The sequence below is a fragment of the Niabella pedocola genome (genome assembly GCF_021044425.1).
GTDB classification, from domain to species: domain Bacteria; phylum Bacteroidota; class Bacteroidia; order Chitinophagales; family Chitinophagaceae; genus Niabella; species Niabella pedocola.
In genome coordinates this window covers 2,181,037-2,204,294 of record NZ_JAJNEC010000005.1, presented here as the reverse complement: position 1 = coordinate 2,204,294, position 23,258 = coordinate 2,181,037, and the positions used below count along the sequence as shown (strand labels likewise).

Below are 23,258 nucleotides of genomic sequence, written 5' to 3'. Positions count from 1 at the left end.
GCACATGAACCAGTACTTATTAAGCTACAACTGGAAAGATTATCTTATAGTTAAAAACCTACGTTTGGAGCATTTAAAGCTACTTGAAATACCTCACGAATTAATAAAAAATTGAAAGGTATTTCAAGTAGATTGCAAAACTAAACGCAAATTACGGGTGGACAACTTAATGGACACGTTGGCTGATCTCCGCATGTTGCAGCTGGGGCGCAGCTACCACCGCAAGACTTGGCTTTCGTTTCTGGAGGAGTTGTTTCTTCGCAACATCCTCTTCCGGTGCATTGGAAAAAGGAAGTTGTTAAGGCAGTATCTTCACCACCAATAATTCGTGCTTTTTGTAGATTTGATAAGTTAGCTACAATTTTCTTGTTGAGTTGAAGTTTTTTTCTTTTCATGAACTGATGTTTAAAATTAGGAATTCTCGAATTTAGGCATTTTATTTATATTTATTCTATTTATATTTATTCTATTTATATTATATCTAGATTGTTTAAAAAATGAAAATTTGGCTAAACTGTTATGAATAAGATTGTTATTTTACTGATTTTGACCCTATTTATAAATCATTCTTTTGGTCAGAAGAACTTAGATTTTGAAGAATGGACCGATAGCGAGGTATTCTATCTCAGAGCCAATTCGTGGACAATTAGTTCTCAGGAAACTCGTGAAGGATTTAATCTTGAAAAGGACCCTACAACCAAATATTCAGGCACTTATTCAATCCGGTTGAATGGCAATGAAACTGTAAAGCAAAATACAATTATTCTATCACAACAATTTCAGGCTATTTATGAGGGAAGAACTCTAACCTTTGAATATTTCTGCCGGGGTGACGTTAAAGGCGTTCGGAGTCATGTTTTCTTCCTGGATCGGAGTGGTGGGGTGATAAATACGCGGGTTCTGGAAGAAAAAACTGTTCCAGACCCAATTCAGGGATGGCAACATAAATACCTGACTGTAGCAATTCCTGCAAATGCAAGTTCGATAATTATTGCACTTTATAAAACGGGTAGTCAGGATGTTTGGTTTGATAAAACAAGTGTGAGCTTTGATGGCATTGATGTCAGTAAGGCGCCGCTCATCAAGACTTATCCGGCAGACGAGGATATTGCAGATAGGTCTTATGAACTACAGGATTTAAATGGCATGGATAAGTCCAAAGTGGAGGATATGTACTGGCTGGGAAAGATATGGGGATTTCTTAAATACTACCATCCCCAGGTTGGAGGAGGGAAATACAATTGGGACAATAAGCTATTCGAAATAATTCCCAAGTATATTTCGGCAAAAAATAAAACGGAAAAGAATCTCGTTTTAGAAACATGGATAAGAGAATTAGGACCAATAGAAACGTGCGCCGATTGTGGTGACGCCATTCTTGCGGATGCGGAGATACGTCCTGGTCTCGACTGGCTTAAAAATAGTGCTACATTTTCGAAGGGGGTCATGGACTTACTGGCTCTTATTAAAACCAACAGGTATCATGGAAACGACCACTATTACATGGAGCATAAGTACTTTCTTCAAAAGCATGAACGTGAATACCCCACGGATTTCCCCAATAACATGTTAAGGTTACTCTGCCTTTATAATTATTGGAATATAATTGAGTATTGGTACCCATATAAGGACAGAACCCTTAAATGGGATGAGGTTTTAGCCAATTTTATCCCTAGGATTATAAATGCAAAAAACGCAACCGATTTTCACCTGGCTGTGGCTGAACTGACTGCCACAATTAAAGACTCGCATACATCAATAAATAGTCCGACTCTAAACAATTATTTTGGTATGAATGCCATTCCGCTAACGGTTAGGCTCATTGGTACAGACTTGGTGGTGGCTCAAGACAATAATGGATTTAAAGCCGGTGATCTCATAAAAAAAATAGATGGGGAAGATATTCAGAAGAAAATAAACCGGATAACCCCGTTTACCTCCGCATCTACGGGATTATCCTTGAAGTGGAAAATAAGGTTTAACCTGCTTCGTACGAATGGTAATCAACCCGTTCAAATAGTCTACCAGCGAGGCAAGGTTACAGATTCACAGACTGTAGTGCCACAACCAGCGTATACGGCCCAAAAAAATATTAACGCGCATCTATATACATATCAGCGAGATTCAAGTTATTTCAAAGTCCATAACCGCATAGGGTATATAAATTTGGAAAACTATGCCGACTCCATGTTACCTGCTATCCGCGAAAAATTTGCCGATACGCAAGGGCTGATCCTTGATGCAAGATTATATCCAACCCGAAACGCGACATTTAGCTCTTTTTTTGATTCCTTTATATTGCCCAAAAGTGAAGTGACTGCGTTGTTTACCGTGGCGGAAATTAAATATCCCGGAACTTTCAAATTCCTGGAACCATCTGAGGGCTTTGTTGCACTTAAGGATTCTTCAAAACTCTACAGAGGCAAAATTATAGTGTTAATTGACGAAAGTACACTAAGCAAAGGCGAGTACTTTGCCATGCGTTTGAAGTTAAACCCTAATGCAATTTTTGTTGGAAGAAATACTGCTGGTGCCGACGGCGCCAATAGCTACATAAAATTGCCAGGCAATATCTCTAGCAGCTTTACCAGCCAAGGTGTTTACTATCCTGATAAGTCTCCTACGCAACGTATAGGGGTAAAGCCAGATATTGAGGTATTTGAAACAATCAAGGATATTACCGAGAAGCAGGATGCCTTATTGATGAAGGCTATCGATATCCTAACCAACAGCAGGCGTTAATAAGTTACCCTAGTGTATATTTACCATAATCTCCTAAGAAGACATTCAATGCTATATCTATCCGCTCAACCTGACAACTCATACTTCGTTTGGCAGCTACAGGTGCAGCTCTCAAATTTCAAAAAATTTAAAATTAGTAAGCGGGATATTCATGTACTAATTGGATATAATCAGGACCTAGGACTCAGTTATGATGCACTAGACTTAATTAAAAACTTCAGTCAAATGGCTTGCTTTTTTTGTTATCCTGATTTGAGAATAAAAAAAAAATATTCCGCTTCTATTAGACCAAATATAATTAAACAACATTTTTTAAAGCATCAATATCTTGAAAATGAAATCGTTTTTTATCACGACTGTGATATAGTTTTTACACATGCGCTACCTGATTTCGAATCACTTACTACTGATGACAGTTGGTACTTTTCAGATACAAGAAGCTACTTAGATACAAACTACATTAAGCTGCACGGTAATAGCGTCCTAAAAGAGATGTGCTCCATCGTAGATATTGATGAGTCGATAGTAATCGAAAATGACTGTAACGCTGGTGGCGCGCAAGTATTATTAAAGTATGTAAAGCATGACTTTTGGGATAAATTAGAAAACAACTGTGAACAATTATATTCTCATTTAAAAAATAGCACTGCTCGATATGCGAAAGAATTTTCGATGCAAAATAATTGTTCTGAAGAAGAGTACAAGCCAATAACTGCATGGTGCGCAGATATGTGGGCGTTATTGTGGAATGCCATAAAATTGGGAGTAAAAATCAAAGTACATGAAGAATTAGACTTCAGTTGGCCTATTAATCCCATTGAAATGTGGAGGAACAAAAAGATTTTTCATAATGCAGGAATCACTAATTTGACAAAAGATCACTTTTTTTACAAAGCTCTTTATTCAGACAATCATCCATACTATTACGATCAAAATCATATAAAAAAAGATAGCTGCAGTTATATGTACCTGGCGGAAATAGAGAGTTTCGAAAAGAAACTGCGGTACAATTTAATGGATACAACATTTCTAATAGTAATAGACAAAATAACGAATCAAGGAAAATCTATCTTAGACAAAGGTATAAACTATATATTGAGATTTTTTGACACCCAAATATTAATAGTTGAGTTTGGTGATAGGTCTCAACTTAGCAGTTGGAAATTTCAAACTAGTGTTAAGCATTTGTTTGTTCGATCAGAAACAATTCAACCTTACAGAGGCGATACACTTCAGCAGAATATAAATACAAAAATCGTGTTTAAATTTTCTATCGAAGCGCTTGTTATTCCGACGCAAATTTATAGGGCTGTTTTAACCATTAGACATAAATTTACCGACATCTGCCACGCACATTCTGGCAGAGTTTTCCCAATGGAAGATGTTTCTTTCTATGAAACCCCACGTATCAATACTAACCTAATTAAATTGGATAATCAGGTTGAGTATAATCCAGCCATTGGTTGTTTTGCCATCAAAACAAATGTGCTTTATAAGATTGCTTTAACCCAAATCCCCAGTACTCATCTTGACGAGATTATGTTTTATTTTTTGTGTAAAAATTCAAAATATTATGTTTCCAATCTAAAGGGACCAATATTCAAAAACAAATATAGTTTCAAAAACCCCATTAAAAAGATCGATGAAAAGAAAATGAAAACCCTAATAACCTATTTCGAGAATGAAAATTTGTAAATATGTTCAATTATATTTTATCAGAGATACAAAATGAAATTTTATTAAATATTGATTCTGTTAGCGAAAAAGGATCGCTATTTCGAAATACTGGGATTCTAAGTTTCCTTCATTTAACTGAAAAAACATCTATCCTTAAGTCAACGCAATCTTCGTTGCTTAAGAACAGTTACGACCATGGAAAGGGTAACAAAGGTGAGATAGTCGCCTGTCTTCTGCAGTCATGTAATCTACGTCAAAATGAAAACTCAAACTATTTAGAGGATAAAATAAATCTTTTACTAACCTTAAAATGGTCAGACTTATCTGAAGTTAATCGATATACGTTTTGTTTAGTCCATTCAATTTTCGAAATTCTACCTCATGTCAAGGATATTGAAAGCGATTTATTATTAAAAATGCAGCTACTTTACTTTCTTGATGCAACATTGAATCTTTGCAACACTTTGGAAGAGTATTTAATTAAAGATTATGATATATTCTCAGATCATGAAAATCTCTGTTTAGCAGCGCAAATTTCAAAAAAAGCTATTGAAGCAAATTTTGCTAAAAAGCAGTTTAAAAAGGTTCTGAATCGCTTTAACTTAATTCTCGAATCCACCATATTAGGAATCTATACTATAGTTTCAGACAAAAATTCTAATAATTCTTCTAGTATAAATTTGGATCACATTTTAAATTTATTCGTTAAATCTTACAAATGTTTGCTTTCGACTCACAGTAATGCACCGAAAAGGTTAAAAGAAAAGTTTGATTTTATCCTGCGTTTTTTTTCATCCTATAACTCTATAGAGCATGCAAAACAAGAAGAAATAGATTCTAAAATTTGTAGAACATGCAGCACAATAATGAATTTGCTCGCTATTAAAGCGAGCATTCGAAATAAACAGGAAATTTTACACATATTACAATTACAATTCGACTATATCAAACACCTGCTAAATGATAGAGAGCAAAACAATACTGCAAAAAATGAAACAAAACTTGATGTACTTTTTAGTTTAGCCGGTTTAGGAATGTACTTGATTCATGAATCTAAAAACAAACTTGTAGACAATTCAATATATATATATAACTGATGTTGCAAATTTCAAATTTAATACAAAGAACTCTATTTACAGAAAACTGGATAGTGATAGCAAGCGAAAACCCGCAAGTGGAAATCCTAGTTGGCGAAAACCCATGGTTTGGAGCTCTACCCATATTAATAAATATTAACGAGAGTTAGTTGCACATTTTTTAAACATTTCATTATTTAGGCGCTATTAAATTTTTTACCTTTTCAACACAGACACTAGGTATAGCTTTTAAATTCTGCATAGAAGAGTAGAATTGTTTCGAAACTATCGAAACTTAGATTTTTTTACCACTTCATAACAGGATGACCGCCGATACCGGACACAACAACGAGGTGTCAAAAATGCTAATTTCCGTTACCCGGCTACTATCGGACAACTGGACTACACGGTTGACAGGGGTATGGATAAAAACAGGGTTGCCCGGCTGAGCACCTGTGAGTTTATTGCCAAAGGGGAAGACCTCTTTATTACCGGCAGTACCGACACCGGCAAAAGCTTTCTGGCTTCATCGATCGGTTACCAGGCCTGCCTTTGGGGTTTTAAGGTACTCTACGCAAGTACCGCTAAACTGATGAGCCAGCTAAAGATAGCAAAGGCCGCCGGCACACATCTCAAAGAACTGGCTCGAATCGAAAACAGGATGTACTGATATTAGATGATTTGGCGTACAACCATTAGATACCGGTAGCCGTGCTTTTTTATTAGATATCATAGAAGACCGTCATGGTAAAAAGAGCGTGGTCATCACTTCTCAGTTGCCTGTTAGAAAATGGCATGAAGTCATCGGAGAGAAAACCCTCGCTGATGCTATCTTAGACAGAATCGTTCATCAATCCATCCGTATAGAACTGTATTGTGAATCCATGAGGAAGAAAGGAAAAACAACAGATAGCTCAGCACAAAACAGTAAAATCATCCGGGCATGATTTTACTACTTATTTTTGTTCAATTGCAATAGCTCTTTACTTCATCTATAGGAGGATCAAATCCCTTGGAAAATGAACCCTTTTTTAGGGGGTCAATTTGAGTGGTGTTACAATAAGCTGCCAAAAGTGTGTGGTGAAATTGAAGCCTTCTCTTTCTGGGAAAACTGGGATCCTGCTGGAACAAATAATTCAACCTATATAGAACTTGATTTATTCATACAATCTGCTGAATTTGATATTATTATCGAGGCTAAAGTAAATGATAAGCAGCAGAAAGCAGAGCAAAAGGAAGATCAAATTCAATCATATCTAAATGAATACGGACCAAGGGCACGGCGCTTATTTTATATAATGATGGGAGGGCTATGGGACTTGGATGATGAGAAACATGGAAGGCTACACTATTGCAGCCTACTCATATTTTGAAAGGCTAGGATGCTTAAAACAGTTGCGGTTGAGGCTGTGGCTGAAGCGGGTAATTAGCAGTTAATACTTCAATCTTTTTTTTATCATTTCGGTGTTTCACGTTTACCGTGACCAGTTGTTCAAACTGAATAGTAGACCATTGGTTTTCTAATGTGTACTCCTTCAAAAGTTTTGAAGGGTAGGAGGATAGTAGAAATTTTCCTTTAATGGCTGACAAGGTTTGCAACAGGTCTTCAAAGTCTTCTTTCCTATATCCCTTATAATGGCCTAGGTGAGAATTAAAATAAGGAGGGTCGCAATAAAAAAAGGCATCAGCATTATCCCTTGAGCGTATAATATATAAGGCATCGGCGCTTTCCAATTGTACTTTTTCAAGCCGGCGACTATAGAGCTCAGTAAAGTTCAATTTATTGAAATAAATTTTACGTGACGTACTGTCTGCTTCGATGTCATAACCCCATGTTCGCGCGAGTTGGCCGGAAAACCCCTGAGAAGAAAGAACCCAGACAGCCCAAGCCCTTTTTATTGGTGAAAAAAGCTCCGGGTTGTTGTAAACAACCCAGGCATGGTGATGTAGTTTACGACTATGCAATGTTTTTTCGATCTCTTTTGATAAATCCGGGAATTGATCTTTTATTACCTGGTAGAAGTTGATCAGTTCGCCATTTCTGTCATTGAGCACTTCAACCTCGGAAGGCTTTTTTGCAAAGAAAACAGCAGCACCGCCACTAAATGGCTCAGCATAAAGTATGTGCCTGGGAATAAGGTCCAGTATAATGGGAGCCAGCTTTTGCTTTCCTCCATAATAGGTTATCGGTGTTTTCATTATATCTTCAAACGTTTGTATTGTGGTGTTTTCAGGTATGATGTGCCACCAAAGCCTTCGCTGGACAACTTCCTATATGCCAGACTGAAATCTCCTGAACATTCCAGCATGGCGTATACAGCGTAGGGCCTGTACCCTGCCTGTGGAACAAATTCAGTACTGGTGCTGAAAACAGAAAAGTAATTCAGTTCATGGTTAAAGCTGCCGGAACTACGCTTATCTGTATCACCCGGCCGCTTCAAAAAGGTACGGGTACTGGTTTGACCGGTTACCGTCCAACCATGTTTTTGTAACAATCCAATAACGTCACCTCTTTTGTTATAATCGTCCAGGGGGCTCGGCGAACCAGCTATTCGTGTTAAGATGGGACTTCTTTTAATTTTCTTTTCCTGAATTACATTGAGGCCACGGGCGGCATTTAAAAGAATCCTGCGTTCTGATGGTAGTATCTCTGGGAGTTGGCTAAAATCAGATTGGATTAATTTATAGCCTGGAGTGGGCGCCACAACAATATAACCGCCTATCCCTCTTGTTTCAATAAGTACTTTTACTTTTTCCTTAGGGTTTCGGCGTTTTTCCTCTTCCGTTACGGGACGCCTGGCTAAGGCCTGATTGCTTTCTATTTCGCGGCATCTGTAATACATATGATAGCCGCCGCTACGTGACTGCGCTATTACCAATTTCTTAAATAAGTCAGCATCGTGCTGTGCGATGGCTTCGCAAAACCTGATAAACAAACAGCCTTCAGAGAAGTTTTTGGTATCGATGTCTATAGCTTCCAGGTTTCCGCTGGATTTTCCTGTCACAAGGGCTATGCCTTGTGCGGCCGGGTGGTGAAACATATTTCTCAATTCTTCGGAACCAGGCACCCGCTCCTGAAAGGTTTTCCATTTTCCGATGCTTTGTTTTAAAGCATCGGTTGCAATTACAGAAAGACCCATATCCCGATATGCGATAGCTATATCCAATAGATTGATCATAGTAAGCGATTTATTATGTTTATAGTTTAGGCCCGCCGGCACCTGGTGGGTGTATATGTCTTTCAGATGGCACCCACTTTCGCTTAAGTGTTGTGTTTTCGCCAGGCAAATCAGCTTTGATGGCTAATTTCTTTTTAAATGCAAGATCTAAGGCCAGAAGTAAGCTGAGCGACTCGTCTGCGTTATCAAAGCTCATATACATTCCCTTTCCCGATTCACCAATCTTTTGATATTTCGATATCACTACCGAATTCTTGTTCTTATCAACAACTTCAGCTCGTCTGATAAAAAAAGGGTATTGGTTTTCAACAATTGACTGTGGATCAAAAAATTTATGCTCTAATTCCAGTAGCACGGAGATCCCCTCATCAAGGGAGTTATAGGGTGTTTCCCGCATCAATTGTTCCGGCGCGCTGGAACTATCTTTTCCAATAGTGATAGCCTTTTCCCATATTACCTTTAAAAGAAAAGGAGAAGGTTCCTCAGCTCTAATACCTTGTTGCTTTTCGTCATTAAGTTGAATAAGCAAGCTGGTATATCCTGGGTGGGGCAATAAATCGCTGTAATGTAAATGGTCGTTGCTATTGTACCCAGGATCGACATAATAATTTGCAATTAACAAGTAATTATCATTATCGCCGTAGTTGCTCAATCCCGATAGATCTAAATCGGCACACTCTTCAAATTCCGTAATCGGTACGGAAAATTTCAAATGGATTCCGGGCTCCGGTACCATTTCGTTGGTGTCGGGGCTTTTCACTGCAATCAAATCAACAACAGGTCGTTCGCCTCTTTCTTTTAAACTCGCCTTTGAAATCCATGTTTTTCTCTCTAATCCCTCCGCAAGATCTTTATCTAAACCATTGATATCAGTTTTTAACAAAAGCCTGGCAGCCGGGGATAAATCGTGAAAATGGTAGCGCTTAATTTCGTGGCACAATTTGTCATCCAATACATTCTCTATAATCTCAACCTTATATTTCCAGTCAGCTTCCTTAAAATCCCGCTCTAACTCGTAATACTTCAAACTATTCTCCCAATCAGTAATAACCTGGTCGATAGCGATCTCGAAGCCGCTCTGAAATCCATATGAATAAGATCCCAACAGTAAAAAAGGGAAATCCGGATCATAGTCGCTAAAGCCTGTGAAGTCAAAACCGGTAAGCGCTTCAAACTCTTTAACCGATCGGTCGTCAAAGCTGAAATAAATTCCGGCTGCGGGAGCCGCATCCGGGGACTCATTAATCGAGATACGGATAACCTGAAGAAGAAGTTCATCGTTTTCAAAAGAACGAAGGGATGCTATTTCATGGTACTTATTGTGCGCCCTTTCCGACATTTCTTCAAAGGACCGAATGTCTTTAAGTATCAACGAATCCACAGCTTCTTCAATCGATATAAAGAAATTCGTTTCTTTAAAAGGAACGTGAGCTACATACTCACCGTTGCTTCCCTCATGTTTGCCATAATCTTTTCCTTCCAACTCCAGTTTATAGTTAAATTCATTTTCCATACCATATATAGTTCATGCGTCTTACAGCGTTTTTCCTTTTTTAGCTTCCGCTTCTAATACCTGCCGGGGCTTCTTACTGGATTTTAATTGTTCCCGTTCTGGTTCAGACTTTTTTTTTACATCGTCAGTCTTCTCAGAGGACGGTCCTTCTTTAGACTTTCTTACAAAACTTACATTGGATTGCCTGTTGTTTTTTTCCTGCTGAATACGCTCACGGGCGGCCGGTGTTCTGAATTGGTCGTGGTATAATAGTGTTCCGTTGCCATCCATGAACGTGAAAGTATTCCGTTCAGGATTTGCCCGCACATATACTTTAGGGTAGGTTTCCTGGTTTGCCGGGGTGAGTTCAATTTCCCTGCCTTCAGCCATATAGGTGGCGGCTGTGATTTTTTGCTTTTCGTTATCCAGTTCAAGAAAATCATAGTCCCCCAGCTTAGCTACCTGGTCAAAGTCTCCATGGCGCTTTAGCAGGTAGTTGCCGCTTTCGGTTTTTTGCGAAAAATCGAGCTGTATCCACTGGCCATATTTTTCTCCCGTATCGTTATAATAAGTTTTGTGCACTGCTCTTGGATGCTGCTGGTCCATCATCAGGATAAAAGCTTCGTTGATTGTGATCCGGTCGGCTGCTTTAAACCATTGGTTAACTGTTGATCCATCTTCATTATAGAAGGTGGCTTTGAAGCCATTGTAATAGCCCTTGTTTTCTTTGATTATAATTTCAGGCTCAAAGTCCATACGCCTGTTTTCAATGACTTCCGAAACAAACGGTCGAATCTCAGTCTGACCAGCGGCAAGTCCCTCGCTAATAGCGCCGACTACACTGGTATTGAAACCGGCATTAAATACTCGTTTCGTAACAGCATCAAGGTTTTCAATTTGAATAGGTTCCATAAAATATGTTTTAAAAATGAATAATCAGGTTACCTGCGTATTCGCTGCCTTGACTGGGGCATAGGCATCTGCACCCTTGGTCGCCGTGGCATTTTTCTTACAACACCCTGGCTTCGGGTTGCGGAAGGCCTTGGGCCCGTTTGAGGCTTTTGCTGGGCGTTCTTTAGGACCGGTGGGCCTGGTGATTGTGTTCGGTCAGGGGGCACCAGCCACCGCGCGGCCTTCCACCCAATGTCCCCGGTCAGCTTTATGGTGTTACCGGCAAATACAAGGATGTTTCTTATCAACCTGACAACCGGGTTTGGATAAGCCTGCCTGAGGAGCTGGCGATGCTGTCCGCGTAGAACGCGCAGTTCGGCCTTTTCATATTGGTTCAGGCGTTTGTTTTTGTATTTGCGGTGAATGTGTTTATAAATTTGGCGTTTCGCTTTTAGAAAATGCCGGTCGTTTGCGATTTTAGAACCATACCGGTTGATCAGCTTATCTTCAATGCGTTTCCATGCATCCATGTCCCGCTCAATACGGCTCTTTTGTTCTTGTTGTTCCATAGTGGTTCTTTAAATGATAGAATTAGATTTAGTCTGGGAAAGAGGAGGATGCCACCGCCGGTTCCAGCTTTTTTACCTTTAGCAAATGGGCTCCTTTTAATTTACAGGACAGCACGCGGTCGCCATTTTTTTCAAATGCTTCAATCGCAAGATATTTTCCGTCTGCGATCGTGAACTGGTCAAATGCCAGTACGATGGTCACTGGCTGACTGGGAACAGCTGTTGCATCGTTGGTTACTTTTGTAAATAAAGGTTGTACCTCCTGCTCCGTAACAGAAGCGCGCCGGGTCTTTTTCTTATCCCGTATATAAGCACGGATAAAATCTATGTGGTAAGGAATGCCCGCTTTGTTCGTAAGGGTAAACTGAAAGAAAAGAACGCCTTTCCGTAAATACGCGCCTCTCATTGTAAGCTGCGCATTCCCTTTTTTGGCAGATCGGGGACCGCTGCGTAGCGGTTTTAACTCGGCGATTGTTTCCAGTGATTGGTCAATTACTGCGTCATTAGATCGATCCGCTGTAAACCGGACCGGAGTGGTATTGGCCTGGTATGTTTGGCTCTTGCTTAAATCCAGCGTCAGGTTGGATGGAGTCGGGTTGTATTTTAGCGCAAAGGCATAGACCTTACCATCGCCTGTAAATACATGCAGGTTCGTCGGCTGAAAATTTTCAGTTGCTGCTTTCACTTTCAACACGTTACTGACATCTTTTACGGTCTTGGTCAGGATATCCCTGCTCCCGCGGTCAACACTTTTTATCGGATGAGGAAAAATCAGGACGCTTGTTTCGCTATTGGTAATGGAGAGCTCCACCGAGGCTATTGGCGAGAAGGAGCCGGCTTGCTCCTGGGCCCGTAAAGAGAACAATGCTGGCAAGCAGATGAATAATAAAAGGCTTTTTTTGAAATAATGTAACATGACTTAATAGTTTTTTTTACTTGAATATTGAATTATGAGTTGGTTTTGTCTGGTGCGATTAGTAAGGGATAACCCGCTTTAACTACCACTTTGACGAGTTTTACTTTCCTGGAAAGAAGATTTTTGGCAGCCTCAATACCAGCTGAAGCGGCCTGCGCGCCGATTGAAGGATCCATGCTTCCCAGGCTGAGGGCCTGAACGGCACGCTCTGAGCTTTCTTTGGAGGCATCCCGGTTAATACTTCCGGGAACCCGGATGCCGGCTAAACCATCCAGATCATAGGCTATCAGGGATACAGGAAAAATAGAGTTCCCTTTTCTTACGGAGTTTATGGCAACCTCCAACCGCTCACCACTTAAAGTACAGATGCCGAACACAAAACTGCCTTTTGGAATCAGTTGTCCCTGAACGTAAGCATCCTGTTCAAGTCGTAATTTGATAGTGGCGCCGCTCACCAACGTCTGGCTTTCATGCACAACTGCCCGAAGGGCATTTTGCTCCTCGGCTGGATCCGGCTCTTCATCGTAAAAACCACTGACGGTTTGTTGCTCATCTAATTGGTGTTCATCCGAACCACTAAAAAAATCGCTAATTTCTTTAGTGGGCGTTGCACTAACAGGAAATACATTTTTTCTATTTTCAAGAGACTGCTTTTTTATTCGTTGATTAACTCTTTCGGGGTGCTGAACGTCAAGGATCTTATCCATCAGTGAACTGGCTTGCGCAAGACCCGGATCAGCCGTTTGTGTTTCAGCAGACAGTGATTGCATCAGGGACTCGATGCGTTTTAGTTCAGGGGCGCTGTCTACTGAAGAATTGGCAAACCCATCAGGGGTATTTATCACCGCTTCATTGGGTACCTGGAGTGTGCTTTGCAACTGTTGCAACCGCTGTTCTAATTGGGTCTCCCGCGATTGTTGTAATTGGTCATCCAGTGGAGGAGTAGAAGGATATAGCGGGATGGGCTGACCATAACTGTAGGTATTGCCAATTGGAGGTCGATACAACCCTGCTCCGGAGTCCAAATGAGGCCAGGATTCAAAAGGATCGTGAATTCCGGATTGCTCCTGAGAATCCCTTGATGCTCTTTCATAGAGACTGAGTTTGTCCATTTGCTGGTGTTCATTTACCAATGGATCAGGGAGTGTGGTGCTGAGGGCGCTGGTTCGTGAGGTACCGGAACTGTTGTTACCTTTTCCTCCACCAAGGACATAGAAAAGAAAGGCCACAAAAGGGATGACAAGTACCGGGAGTACAATAAGAAATTTTTGTTTTCGCTCTTCGATGAGTGGTGTGTTTTGCATTTTTTTATAATTAATGATTAGGAAATGATTGTTTCAGGGTTTTTTCTGCAAAAACAAGGCTGTCCATAAAACCAGGGCGCTTCTTCAAAAAATCCTTATATACTTTCCGGCCTTCTGGAGTCTCCAGGAGGCTATCCAGATAATTCCGGAAGCGGCTAAAAATAAAAGTGTCGGCGGGGGAGGAATAAGCCGGAGATTCCGCCGGAATGACAGGCAAAGGCAGTTGTTGCTGTTTTGTAATAGGGGTAGAGGTGTCCATTCTATCATCAAAGAGTTCCAGCAGCCTGTCCGTGCTTGTACCGCCCATAAGCAGGCAAAGGATAAATAAAAAGCATCGTTGTTGTTTTGCTTTCCAGTGCCTGGTCTTCTTTTGCATCCAGTCTGCCAGTTGATGCTGTTTGTTTTGTATTCGGCTATTTATTCGATAAAATAAACCCGCAGTAGGTAAAAGACGATATGATTTTTTCTTTCTGTTGAACATGCTTTATCGTTTTGTAGTGGAAAGAATACTATTGTCAATGGTGAACCATTTTTCTATCAGGAAGGCATTGGGATTATTGTCGCTGCGCTCATCCAGTTCCCGCAGATAACCTTCTGTTACCAGGTTGCGCACTATGGTGGTGCTGGGGCGGATGATTTCCTGTTTGCCATAATACCGAAAGTGATAGGGATACTTACCCAGATTAAGTGCGATGCTGTCACAGTTAACCAGCTGGCTTATATTGCCGCTGACTACACTTGCATAAAACCCTTTTTCTTTTAGAGCATCGTATTGTTGTTTGGCGCTTTCATCAGCCAGGTAAAGGGCGCTGCGGATATTTTGCTCTATCGCTTTATCATCGGGAGATAAGGATAGGAAGTATTCATGGAATGCCTTTATATGGTAGCGTCCTTCAACGGCCAGATTTTCCTTGCGGCTGGATTTAGTAGCCTGAAAGGCTTTGCCGTTGGCAACCAGGTAAATCGTTTGCTGCGCTTCGCTTACTTTTTTTATGCTGTAATAAAAACAAAAGGCACCAAACATTGTGCTGGCAAGTATAAGGACCGCTGTAAACAGCCGGATATGCTTAAAAGCGGTGTCGATGTTTTTTAATTGTCTGATCATTTAGGTTCCTGTAATTGTGGTTAAAGTCAGGAACAAAAGTGCGGGCGATCAAGAGTGATTATGGTGAGATATTGGTAGGCGGGAAAAATTATTTTTTGGGTTATTAATTAATTCATTGCTTATAACAGGGATTTTGTTATTTGGAAAGTATAAAATGTCTTTATATGGTGGGACGGGATAAAATGCTCTATCCTATAAAAGGAGTTGTTAGGGGTAATAGGCTTGTTATGTTTTCTGATTATACTTTAAAGCCTGAGCGCTTATAATTCCTAGGGCATAGGCTGCTACTAACTTTAAACTTTATTATCTTGTAGGCTGAAACTAATCAAAATGTCGAGTCAAATACAAAACATACAGGCTTTGAGAACCAAGCTAGCAGGCAGGAAAATGTCGCTTTTGGTAGGTGCGGGTTTTAGCAAGAATGTGAGCAGCGAATTCCCGAGTTGGTCAGAATTGTTGACAAATCTTGTTTATGAATTATACCAGGACGATATTGATAGTAAAATTCCGTCGGATATAGATGAAAAGCAAAGAAAAATAATAGTAGTTGAACAGGCAGGAAAAATAGTTCAGAAGGTGGGTTACTTAAACGTTGTTTCAGAATATGTATCAAGGAGAGGGTATGAAGAATCAATTGTCACTTACATTGAGCAACATACTCCTATCGAATTAGCTAGAGACGGAGACTATTATCTGCTTTATAAAGATAAAAGGAGGGAGAAGCTTACCGAGGAAAAGTTAAAGCTGCATAAGTTTCTTTTATCTTTCCCCTGGAATAATGTATTTACAACCAATTATGATCCTTTGCTTGAAGCAAGTGTGGATATTAAACGGCATACAAAATTAAAGGAGGAAAATGATACTCTTTCTGAAGCTATTAATGAGTTGACCACAAGTATTTACACAGCCAAAGGCAAGAAAGATGAACTTACCCACAAGATAAATGAGCTAAATGAAATCTTAAATATTAGCACTTTTCCGGAATCACCGGCTGAAAATCCTTCCCGCAATGATAATACGCATGAGAAATTAGAATCGCTTTCCGCGAAATTAAGAGAGCTCTCTTACCAGATAGTTGAATGGGAAGCGGAGGTAATCACTAAACAGGAAGCTTTTGCCATAAATGATGCGCAGGCAGATAACAGCTATACTTTGGTTACTAGTGGAGCAGATCTGAGCCTGAAGAAAAACAAGAATATAATTAAGCTACACGGTTCTCTGCGCAGCATGGAAGACCGTGAAAGTCATAAATTCGGTTTTGATAGAGATCCCCGCAAACAGTATATTATATCGGCGGAACATTATCAGCAGTATCCTCAAAAACACGAAGCATTTACCCAGTTAATGCGAATTGCCTTATTACAGGAATCTTTTTGCTTAATTGGTTTTTCAGGAGTTGATCCCAACTTTACTGCCTGGATTGGCTGGGTTAGGGATTTACTTTATCAATCAGAGAAAGGATCGGTAAAAAAGGACTACAAGATATATCTGATTGAAGTAAATGACAGGCAGGAGCAAGAAGATGGTCGTAGCCTGTATTATGAAAACCATCGTATTGCCAGTATCAATCTCCTTAATAAAGAAGTTATAGAATTTCTGGAAACGGAAACACAGCAAAAGTTGGAAACAGATAATACCCGTGGGGCGGCATTGCAGATGTTTTTCGAATATCTTGCAAGTGACGATGCTATAGCGCCTCCGGTAAGCCCTGCAGTTTCAGCTGATAAAAGTCAATGGCAGGACTTATGGCGGAATATCGCAAAGGCTGATAGTACAACTAAAAATCTGAAAATAGATGAAAATCGGTTAGTAGAAATTTATAAGGAAGCTACGGGTATGGCTTCCAATATGAGTATTCCTGATTTATCTCCTGGTAGTGCTTATCATCAATATTCATTTCTGAGTTTTTTTAGTGATTTCTATTTGAAAGATCTTTCTGAAGATAGTAAGTCCAAAATGCTGGAGCTTTTGATTTTATTGATTCAGAAACTGTATATACCGGTTAGCGTTGTAATGGATATTGATGTTTTAAAAACATTACCAGCATCGTTTGAAACGGATGCTAAGTTGAAATTTTTACTGGAGCTTAATGAGGTGTTTTTTAATCCTCAACAAAAAATTGCGATAAGCCCCCTTGGTAAGATATTTCAATCGGCCTTTACGCTGGATTTTGAATCATTAGAAAAAGAGCTGGAGCAGTGGGACGCGCCGGTGGAAGAATTTCATATAAAAGCAGGCTTATTCTCGCAATTTAATCATAAAACAGCAGTGAGCTTACTCGAAGCTCAATTATCATCCAATAAAGTTGGCGAACAACAAAAAATGTTCAGCTACGAGTTATTGTTAGCAATTAAAGTGGGTGCAACCTGGCAGAATCAGAGTAAATTACGAAGCCATATTTCAAAATATCGTCAGGCAGGCTACCATTCTTTTGTAGACATCATTACTGATTTAATTGAGTCATTGGATAAAACTAAGTCGGAAGTAATTCCCTATGGAAATGGACGCTTTTCTACATCTGGTGATCAGCCGATGGTTCATCCTTTTGAGAAGTATGCACCTCTTCAGGTGATATCATTGTTAACTATCTTCGGCTTCCCTGCACAATGTGGGATCATGTCCGTTATACCTCGTGAGAATTGGTATAAGGTTTTTAAAGTTGGATTTGAGACCCTGCCATTTCCATTCACCTATTATTCGCTGCAGTATAATCATGAGAATACCCTACAACGTATAGGACAGGATTTAGCCTGGTCAGAAAAGCTGAATACTCAGAAAGCAAATATCTTAGCGTATCTTTTCAGTGCATTCGACAAGCGCACAGAGCCCGTCATGATTTTAGCGTCCGAATTGTTTGTTGCCATTGAACCGGAGGCCTGGCAAGCCCAGTTTGCAGAAACCCTGAAGAAACTGGAGGAAAACGGAAAACTATATGAGCCGCAGAATACAATATGTGAAAATTACGTAAGGGCAGGCCTGCGCGTGACTTTGGACCGGGAGATCTTGTACAAAATAATAAGTAGGTTTCTGATGGCATTTCCCCAGCATCCCAATAAAATCATAACCTACTTATATTATATAAACTCAAATAAATTATTCACCGGGCAAAGTAAGTTAAGCATCCCTGATGAGCTGGCGGGACAAATAAATGTACTTATTCAAGATTTTCAATTAAATCCATCGGGCACACTATTTGTATTAGGTAATATATTTTACCTGTTAACAGAGATGCAACAGGATGAAATTTATGAAAGGGTTAAAACGGTAGACTTTGAAAAGTTAAGTAATAGTCGCTCTATAAGGATCGCACTCTTTTTTGCCAAAAATGATACAGCGATTACAGACAGAATTAAACAGGTAATTGTTGAGCATCAGGATTTGTGGGAAACCGGTATTAAAGGGACGTCAATAACGGGAGGACACCAGACTATTGCACTACTGGAATTTACCAAGCGTAACAATCCCAAATACGGTCTTACCTTTAATCAGGACGAGTTAGTACTGATATACGAAAAGTTGAAGACAGCTGCGGAAGATATTCGAAGGGTAAGTCCGGGCAGAGCATCATTCTTTATTGACTTTACTGGGATGATACACGATATGCGTGTATTTCTTAATTACTTCAAATCAAACTTGGAGCTCCAGCCGGATTATAATACCGTATTAGAGGAAGTAGATGGACTTTATGCCAACTATACCGAATATACAGAACTTAATGAGGGGTTAAGCAGTCCTGAATCTGTTTCGGTAATTTGGGCGCTTGCGGCACTTTCTGAAGAAGTTGAACATGGAGACTTCAATGATGACGCGGTAGCTTTATTAATAAACAAGATTTTACTACAGGTCGGCCCATCCCTGGAAGCAGGTTTAACCTATTTGGCTTCATGGATCAATGACGAAAAAGCAGCTTTGAAGTTTAAAAAACATGCATTTTCTTTAGTGAAGCTATTAAAAAAATACCAGTTATATCCTCTTATAGAATCTGACAAACCATTTGTAGAGTTGATGCTCGTTAAAATTGCTTATGGACTAGAAAGCCTTAATATAGAGGATCAGGTGATTTCTTCAACACTTGATCCGGCAAATATCAGATTTAATAACTCCGGGCAATGGTTGGCAGCAAAACAGTTAAGGACCCTAGGGTAGGAAGCAAACAAGACTTATTGTTGGAATAATGCTATTCCTTCATCAAAGATTACCGCTGTCTATTGTCATCCACTTTGTCTTTGAAATACCCGCTATTTGCTCCTGCCTTACCCATTCCCTGAGTCATTTTAAGATTAGCATCACCAAAAGCGTCCGCAGTCATTCCCGCTGCGCCACCGGCAACAGCTCCAGCTGTTGAAATGCCTGCACTAGCTATCCCTCCAAATATAGTGGTCGCCCTGCTTGTAATGGCATTTCCACCGCCAGCATTCACAATCATGTTGGCGATGCTGGGTATGGTAAAATAGGAGACAATACCAATGATCATAAAAACGATATATCCGACATCGGACGTACTGAAAAAGGAGTCGCCGTGTTGTTGCATTTGGGCTGTATCCAGTTTAATCATGCCTTCCTGGATTTTCCCCAATACAGCTCCAAGTATGTTGGCAATCGGAAGCCAAAGAAATACATTGATATAGCGAGCCAAATACACAGGGAGTGTATGCTGAAACCCATCAAATACCGCCAGACCCAAAATGATGGGACCGAGAATGGCAAGGATCAGTAGTTTAAAGGTTCTTATGGTATTTATGCACAGCGCGGCGGCCTCATAAAGTAGCTGTAATAAAAAGGAAATAAAATCCTTAAACATGCTTTTAAAATTGTAATAGGCTTTTGCAACGGCAAACTCCACATCGTAGCCTATACCTCCTAATAAACCTTCATCGTTAACCTTATCGCTATGCGTGTATTGCATCCAAACATCCCGGTCGCCTGCCCCGTCATTTACTCCGTACATTTTATATGCCATGGACTCTTTGCGTTCTTTTTCCCGCTGTTCGATTAACCGTTCAATCGCGTTGTTTGTGTTGTTCACCATTGCGCTTGTTCCTTGTACTGTCGGACTAAGTACCCCGTTCAGCAATGCAATAACAGAATGAAAGTTCAGGATACAAAATCCCAGCACAAAGGGGCGGAATAAAGGAAAAAAGTCAATCGGTTCCGCGGCAGCAATATGTCTCCACACGCGCACCCCAATAAAAAAGAGCGCTGCAAAACCGGCCAGCGCCTGGCCTACCCCAATCAGATTACCACACATAGGCAGCATCTCATTGTAAAGGTTGTCGAGTATCTTGTGTAAGCCCCGAATCTGGTCCGGCATTCCCTGGGCTAGTAAAAGCTGGGGCATTAGCAAAAGCAATGTAAAAGGCATAAAATGCCCTATTTTCTTAGTCAGCATATTCATAGGTTTTTAGAAAGTTAAAGGGTAGTTATTTCAGGTCATGCAGCTCCTTTAATGTTTGATTTTCAATTTTGTCCTTAAGCTTTTCTGCAGCTAGCATTTTTTGCCGCTTATTAAAGCTGCGCAGGAAAAGCAGTTTCTTTTGCATTTCAAAGTAGATCCGGTCGATACCTTTCAGGCGCTCATCATCACTCATCCGTAGTTGCCCGGATGTAATAATCATTGCAAGCTCATCCAGGTTTCTCAGGCTTTCTTCCAGCAGCCGTTCGTACACTTTTCCTATATAATCTATCTGTCCATTCGTAAAAATACCCTGGGAGGAAAAATTACTCAGTGCTGCCTTGCTTTCTTTTATTATTACAGCCTGGTTACGAATGATATCTGCAATACGGTGGTATTTTTTTACAGTGGGGCTAACTTTGTAGAGCCCGTCGAGAAATAGTTCATGAATTTTGTAGTTTCCTGAAGTAATGTCTTTTACTTTATTATAACCATCGCTGATGATTTTATAGCCATCGTAAAGCTGTTGCAGGATTTTACGTAACTGGTTTAGCTTTTCCAGGTTCAGGACAAGCTGGGCTATTTCGTGTTCCTGGGCGTTCACTTTAACCGGGATGCTGTTGATGCACAGCGCTAGCAGTAAAATCAAAAACCAGGATCTTATTTTCTTTATGCAATTTTTCATACGAGCAGATTTTTACTGCAATCCATGCAGTTTTTTGAGAATTTGTTCATCCCGCTGTTCCTGTTGTATTGATTGAATGAGCGTAATGACTTCTGAGGAAAATTTCTGTGCAAAAACAAACTGGTTTTTGCTGTAGTCAAAAAGTAAATCCAGGCGCTTCAGTCGCTCGTCATCCGTTAATTTCATTTCATTATCGGTCGTAAGTTCTACCAGGCTTTTTCTTACTTTTTCTACATCCTCCAGCAAGCGTGATACGGATTCACCGGCGTATGTTTTAAGAGATGCAGGCAATGTATGATCGGATTCCAGCAATTTGTTGATCGCATCGGCTGCTTTGAGGATATAGAGTTGATGATTGACAATGCCTTTCGCCTTGGGCGCGTTCCGGATACGTGGATTCACCAGACCCAGGGATTTGTAATAAAGATCATGCAGTTGAAATTCGCCGTTTTTAATATCCTTAATCGTGTTTAGACCACCGGATACAATATTATATCCTCTTTTCACATAGCCGAGGTAAATCTTCAGTTCCGCAATTTGCTTGGCGAGGTACCTGATCTGGGTTTTCTTCTGATTAAACCATTCTCCCATTTGCTGAGAATGTCCCGAAATGGGCTGCATGCACAGTAGAAGCAAAAAAAAGTAATACGGTATTTTCATAGTTGCTTTGTTTATCGCCTGCGCCTGAATTTAAAATCTCCACGTATCTGCCGCCCCCAGGGCTTCGGTTTTCTAAATCTTCCGATGACGGCATTTTTCCCGGGGGCTTCCTGGTTATTGCGGAGTTGAAACTGCTGTGTTTCATCCGGAAATTTTGATTCGATAAATAACCGGGTAAAAACAAATCCTTTTTCCAGGTCAAAGGTTCCCTGGAACTGGCATTCTTTATAATTCTCAGGACCGATATATTCCGCATGCGTTTTTAAAGAGAACTCAGTACGGGTGATTTTCTTGCCTTCCATGTAGGAAAGCGCCTGGTGCAGGCATTCCTTTAAAGTGCCAAAGTGATGAAACTGGATGTTTTTTGCTGTAAGCTCAAAGCTGCCAAGGTATCCTTTTGTACGAAGCAAGGATTCAAGGGGGCGCTGATGCTTAAAATAAATTTCGGTATTGGCGTTTTCCATATAGGTTAATTTTTATGAAATCATTGAAGTCCATAATAGGATCTGATGGTTTGGGCTTCCTGCTGATCCTTTGTACGGGAAATACTCAGCATAATATTTTGATTGGTGAACCGTCGCAGATGCGAAAGGTTCTTGCTGACAGCCACATCCATCTTTGCGATCAGCTCCAGCCGGGCCGCATCCGACATTTGGGTAGAGAAAGATTGAACGACGATCATTAATTCATCAATATTCTTTGCGCTCTCATCCAGGATGCCGGTGTAAACATCATATATATAAATAAGCTCCTTCGGATTGAAGTTTTTATCATTACTGACAAGCGCATAGGCTCTTTTATATTCCTGGATCAACTGCAGCTGGTTGTCCACAATGCTTTTGATCCGTTTATAATAGGCGATGATTCTTTTCACTTTCCAGAGTTCATCGTAATAGGTTTGAAACAGCTTTCGTTGTTTCTCACCCCATTCAGCAATTTCTTTTAGTTTGAGTTTGGCCATTGCATTCTCAACTTCCTTTTGTATATGTTGCAGGCGGATAACCTGGTTTTGTACACGCTGCACGGCAAGATCTATAGCCTTAATAACTTTTACGATCGCTTCCTTTATTATTTGCCATATTCCGATTGCCTTAGCCTGTTGCAGCGGCGCGCTACCAACCAACAACAAAAGGGTGAATGTTGAGGTGAGAATTATTTTTTTTAAGTACATAAGTTTGTTTTTGATACTTATTTGATTTTCCGGTAAATGATTTCATTGATGGTGATCGTAGTTTCTTTTGGATCGAAAGAGTATAGCCGGCCAGGGTCATCGGTCTTCATGATTCCCGTTTGCGGATCATACGTGCCATTTATGAAATGTTTGGCTCGCTTGTTAAATTTCTGCTCAGTCGGGTTCTTAAAATTGGTCTGGGATCGCTGGATGATCCGGTATTCATGGTTTGCCTGTTTGCTTACGGGTGAAAGGATAAGGGTGTCATGCAGGATGTAAATTTCATTTTCCGCTATACGCGCGTAGGTGCCGGCGATCTCATTTTTGTTCCGGGTAACCAGGGTACAGGAAAAGATCAACATAATGACGAAAAAGCATGCTGTTTTCATAACTGGAGAT

The 23,258-nt window shown here is 40.3% G+C and carries 21 protein-coding genes and 2 pseudogenes; 7 read left to right on the top strand and 16 right to left on the bottom strand.

Annotation, left to right across the window (positions count from 1 at the left end):
* Positions 1–140: 140 nt before the first annotated feature.
* A complete protein-coding gene (locus LQ567_RS16715) occupies positions 141–395 on the bottom strand; it encodes a class I lanthipeptide (protein WP_231006262.1) in 255 nt (84 codons plus the stop codon).
* Between the two features lie 124 nt (positions 396–519).
* Here LQ567_RS16715 and LQ567_RS16710 point away from each other — a divergent pair, with 124 nt between their 5' ends.
* The 6 genes and pseudogenes from LQ567_RS16710 (at position 520) to LQ567_RS16690 (ending at position 6,868) form a co-directional block, all read left to right on the top strand.
* Entirely contained in the window at positions 520–2,742 is a 2,223-nt protein-coding gene (locus tag LQ567_RS16710) for a S41 family peptidase (RefSeq protein WP_231006253.1), read from the top strand.
* 48 nt (positions 2,743–2,790) lie between these two features.
* Positions 2,791–4,437, top strand: a complete 1,647-nt coding sequence (locus LQ567_RS16705) for a hypothetical protein (protein WP_231006252.1) — start codon at positions 2,791–2,793, stop codon at positions 4,435–4,437.
* A gap of 2 nt (positions 4,438–4,439) precedes the next feature.
* Complete coding sequence (locus LQ567_RS16700) at positions 4,440–5,516, top strand: hypothetical protein (RefSeq protein ID WP_231006246.1); 1,077 nt, start codon at positions 4,440–4,442, stop codon at positions 5,514–5,516.
* A 316-nt stretch (positions 5,517–5,832) separates the two neighbouring features.
* A pseudogene (locus LQ567_RS26065) lies at positions 5,833–6,165 on the top strand (ATP-binding protein); the annotation flags it as partial.
* A gap of 25 nt (positions 6,166–6,190) precedes the next feature.
* Positions 6,191–6,442 (top strand): annotated as a pseudogene (locus LQ567_RS26310) (ATP-binding protein); the annotation flags it as partial.
* A gap of 72 nt (positions 6,443–6,514) precedes the next feature.
* On the top strand, positions 6,515–6,868 hold the full coding sequence (locus tag LQ567_RS16690) for a hypothetical protein (protein WP_231006238.1): 354 nt from the start codon (positions 6,515–6,517) through the stop codon (positions 6,866–6,868).
* A 13-nt stretch (positions 6,869–6,881) separates the two neighbouring features.
* Here LQ567_RS16690 and LQ567_RS16685 read toward each other — a convergent pair whose 3' ends face one another.
* The 9 genes from LQ567_RS16685 to traK are packed head-to-tail and all read right to left on the bottom strand — an operon-like array spanning position 6,882 to position 14,951.
* The gene (locus LQ567_RS16685; protein WP_231006237.1) at positions 6,882–7,694 is read right to left on the bottom strand and encodes a DNA adenine methylase; all 813 of its coding nucleotides are present in this window, start codon (positions 7,692–7,694) and stop codon (positions 6,882–6,884) included.
* On the bottom strand, positions 7,694–8,674 hold the full coding sequence (locus LQ567_RS16680; protein WP_231006235.1) for a bifunctional DNA primase/polymerase: 981 nt from the start codon (positions 8,672–8,674) through the stop codon (positions 7,694–7,696). Before LQ567_RS16680 ends, LQ567_RS16685 begins: the two co-directional genes overlap by 1 nt.
* Positions 8,675–8,693: 19 nt before the next feature.
* The gene (locus tag LQ567_RS16675) at positions 8,694–10,187 is read right to left on the bottom strand and encodes a hypothetical protein (protein WP_231006233.1); all 1,494 of its coding nucleotides are present in this window, start codon (positions 10,185–10,187) and stop codon (positions 8,694–8,696) included.
* Positions 10,188–10,208: 21 nt separating this feature from the next.
* Positions 10,209–11,078 (bottom strand): hypothetical protein, encoded by an 870-nt coding sequence (locus tag LQ567_RS16670; RefSeq protein WP_231006232.1) that lies wholly within the window; start codon positions 11,076–11,078, stop codon positions 10,209–10,211.
* A 29-nt stretch (positions 11,079–11,107) separates the two neighbouring features.
* On the bottom strand, positions 11,108–11,626 hold the full coding sequence (locus LQ567_RS16665; RefSeq protein ID WP_231006230.1) for a hypothetical protein: 519 nt from the start codon (positions 11,624–11,626) through the stop codon (positions 11,108–11,110).
* Positions 11,627–11,654: 28 nt separating this feature from the next.
* Positions 11,655–12,542: a conjugative transposon protein TraN gene (gene traN / locus LQ567_RS16660; RefSeq protein WP_231006228.1), complete on the bottom strand. Its 888-nt coding sequence runs from the start codon at positions 12,540–12,542 to the stop codon at positions 11,655–11,657.
* 32 nt (positions 12,543–12,574) lie between these two features.
* The gene (gene traM, locus LQ567_RS16655) at positions 12,575–13,846 is read right to left on the bottom strand and encodes a conjugative transposon protein TraM (protein ID WP_231006227.1); all 1,272 of its coding nucleotides are present in this window, start codon (positions 13,844–13,846) and stop codon (positions 12,575–12,577) included.
* Positions 13,847–13,856: 10 nt separating this feature from the next.
* Positions 13,857–14,327 (bottom strand): hypothetical protein, encoded by a 471-nt coding sequence (locus LQ567_RS16650; protein WP_231006225.1) that lies wholly within the window; start codon positions 14,325–14,327, stop codon positions 13,857–13,859.
* Positions 14,328–14,330: 3 nt separating this feature from the next.
* Complete coding sequence (gene traK, locus LQ567_RS16645) at positions 14,331–14,951, bottom strand: conjugative transposon protein TraK (RefSeq protein WP_231006216.1); 621 nt, start codon at positions 14,949–14,951, stop codon at positions 14,331–14,333.
* A 330-nt stretch (positions 14,952–15,281) separates the two neighbouring features.
* Between traK and LQ567_RS16640 the strand changes: the two genes are divergently transcribed.
* Positions 15,282–19,097: an SIR2 family protein gene (locus LQ567_RS16640; RefSeq protein WP_231006214.1), complete on the top strand. Its 3,816-nt coding sequence runs from the start codon at positions 15,282–15,284 to the stop codon at positions 19,095–19,097.
* 49 nt (positions 19,098–19,146) lie between these two features.
* Here LQ567_RS16640 and traJ read toward each other — a convergent pair whose 3' ends face one another.
* From traJ to LQ567_RS16610, 6 genes are all read right to left on the bottom strand, one after another.
* On the bottom strand, positions 19,147–20,340 hold the full coding sequence (traJ, locus tag LQ567_RS16635; RefSeq protein ID WP_231006212.1) for a conjugative transposon protein TraJ: 1,194 nt from the start codon (positions 20,338–20,340) through the stop codon (positions 19,147–19,149).
* A gap of 31 nt (positions 20,341–20,371) precedes the next feature.
* Positions 20,372–21,028 (bottom strand): TerB family tellurite resistance protein, encoded by a 657-nt coding sequence (locus tag LQ567_RS16630; protein WP_231006210.1) that lies wholly within the window; start codon positions 21,026–21,028, stop codon positions 20,372–20,374.
* A gap of 12 nt (positions 21,029–21,040) precedes the next feature.
* Entirely contained in the window at positions 21,041–21,619 is a 579-nt protein-coding gene (locus tag LQ567_RS16625) for a hypothetical protein (protein WP_231006209.1), read from the bottom strand.
* Positions 21,620–21,699: 80 nt separating this feature from the next.
* Positions 21,700–22,152, bottom strand: a complete 453-nt coding sequence (locus LQ567_RS16620) for a hypothetical protein (protein WP_231006207.1) — start codon at positions 22,150–22,152, stop codon at positions 21,700–21,702.
* Between the two features lie 20 nt (positions 22,153–22,172).
* Positions 22,173–22,859, bottom strand: coding sequence for a conjugal transfer protein TraI (locus tag LQ567_RS16615; protein ID WP_231006205.1), 687 nt, complete (start codon positions 22,857–22,859; stop codon positions 22,173–22,175).
* Positions 22,860–22,876: 17 nt separating this feature from the next.
* On the bottom strand, positions 22,877–23,248 hold the full coding sequence (locus LQ567_RS16610; RefSeq protein ID WP_231006203.1) for a hypothetical protein: 372 nt from the start codon (positions 23,246–23,248) through the stop codon (positions 22,877–22,879).
* Between the last annotated feature and the right edge of the window lie 10 nt (positions 23,249–23,258).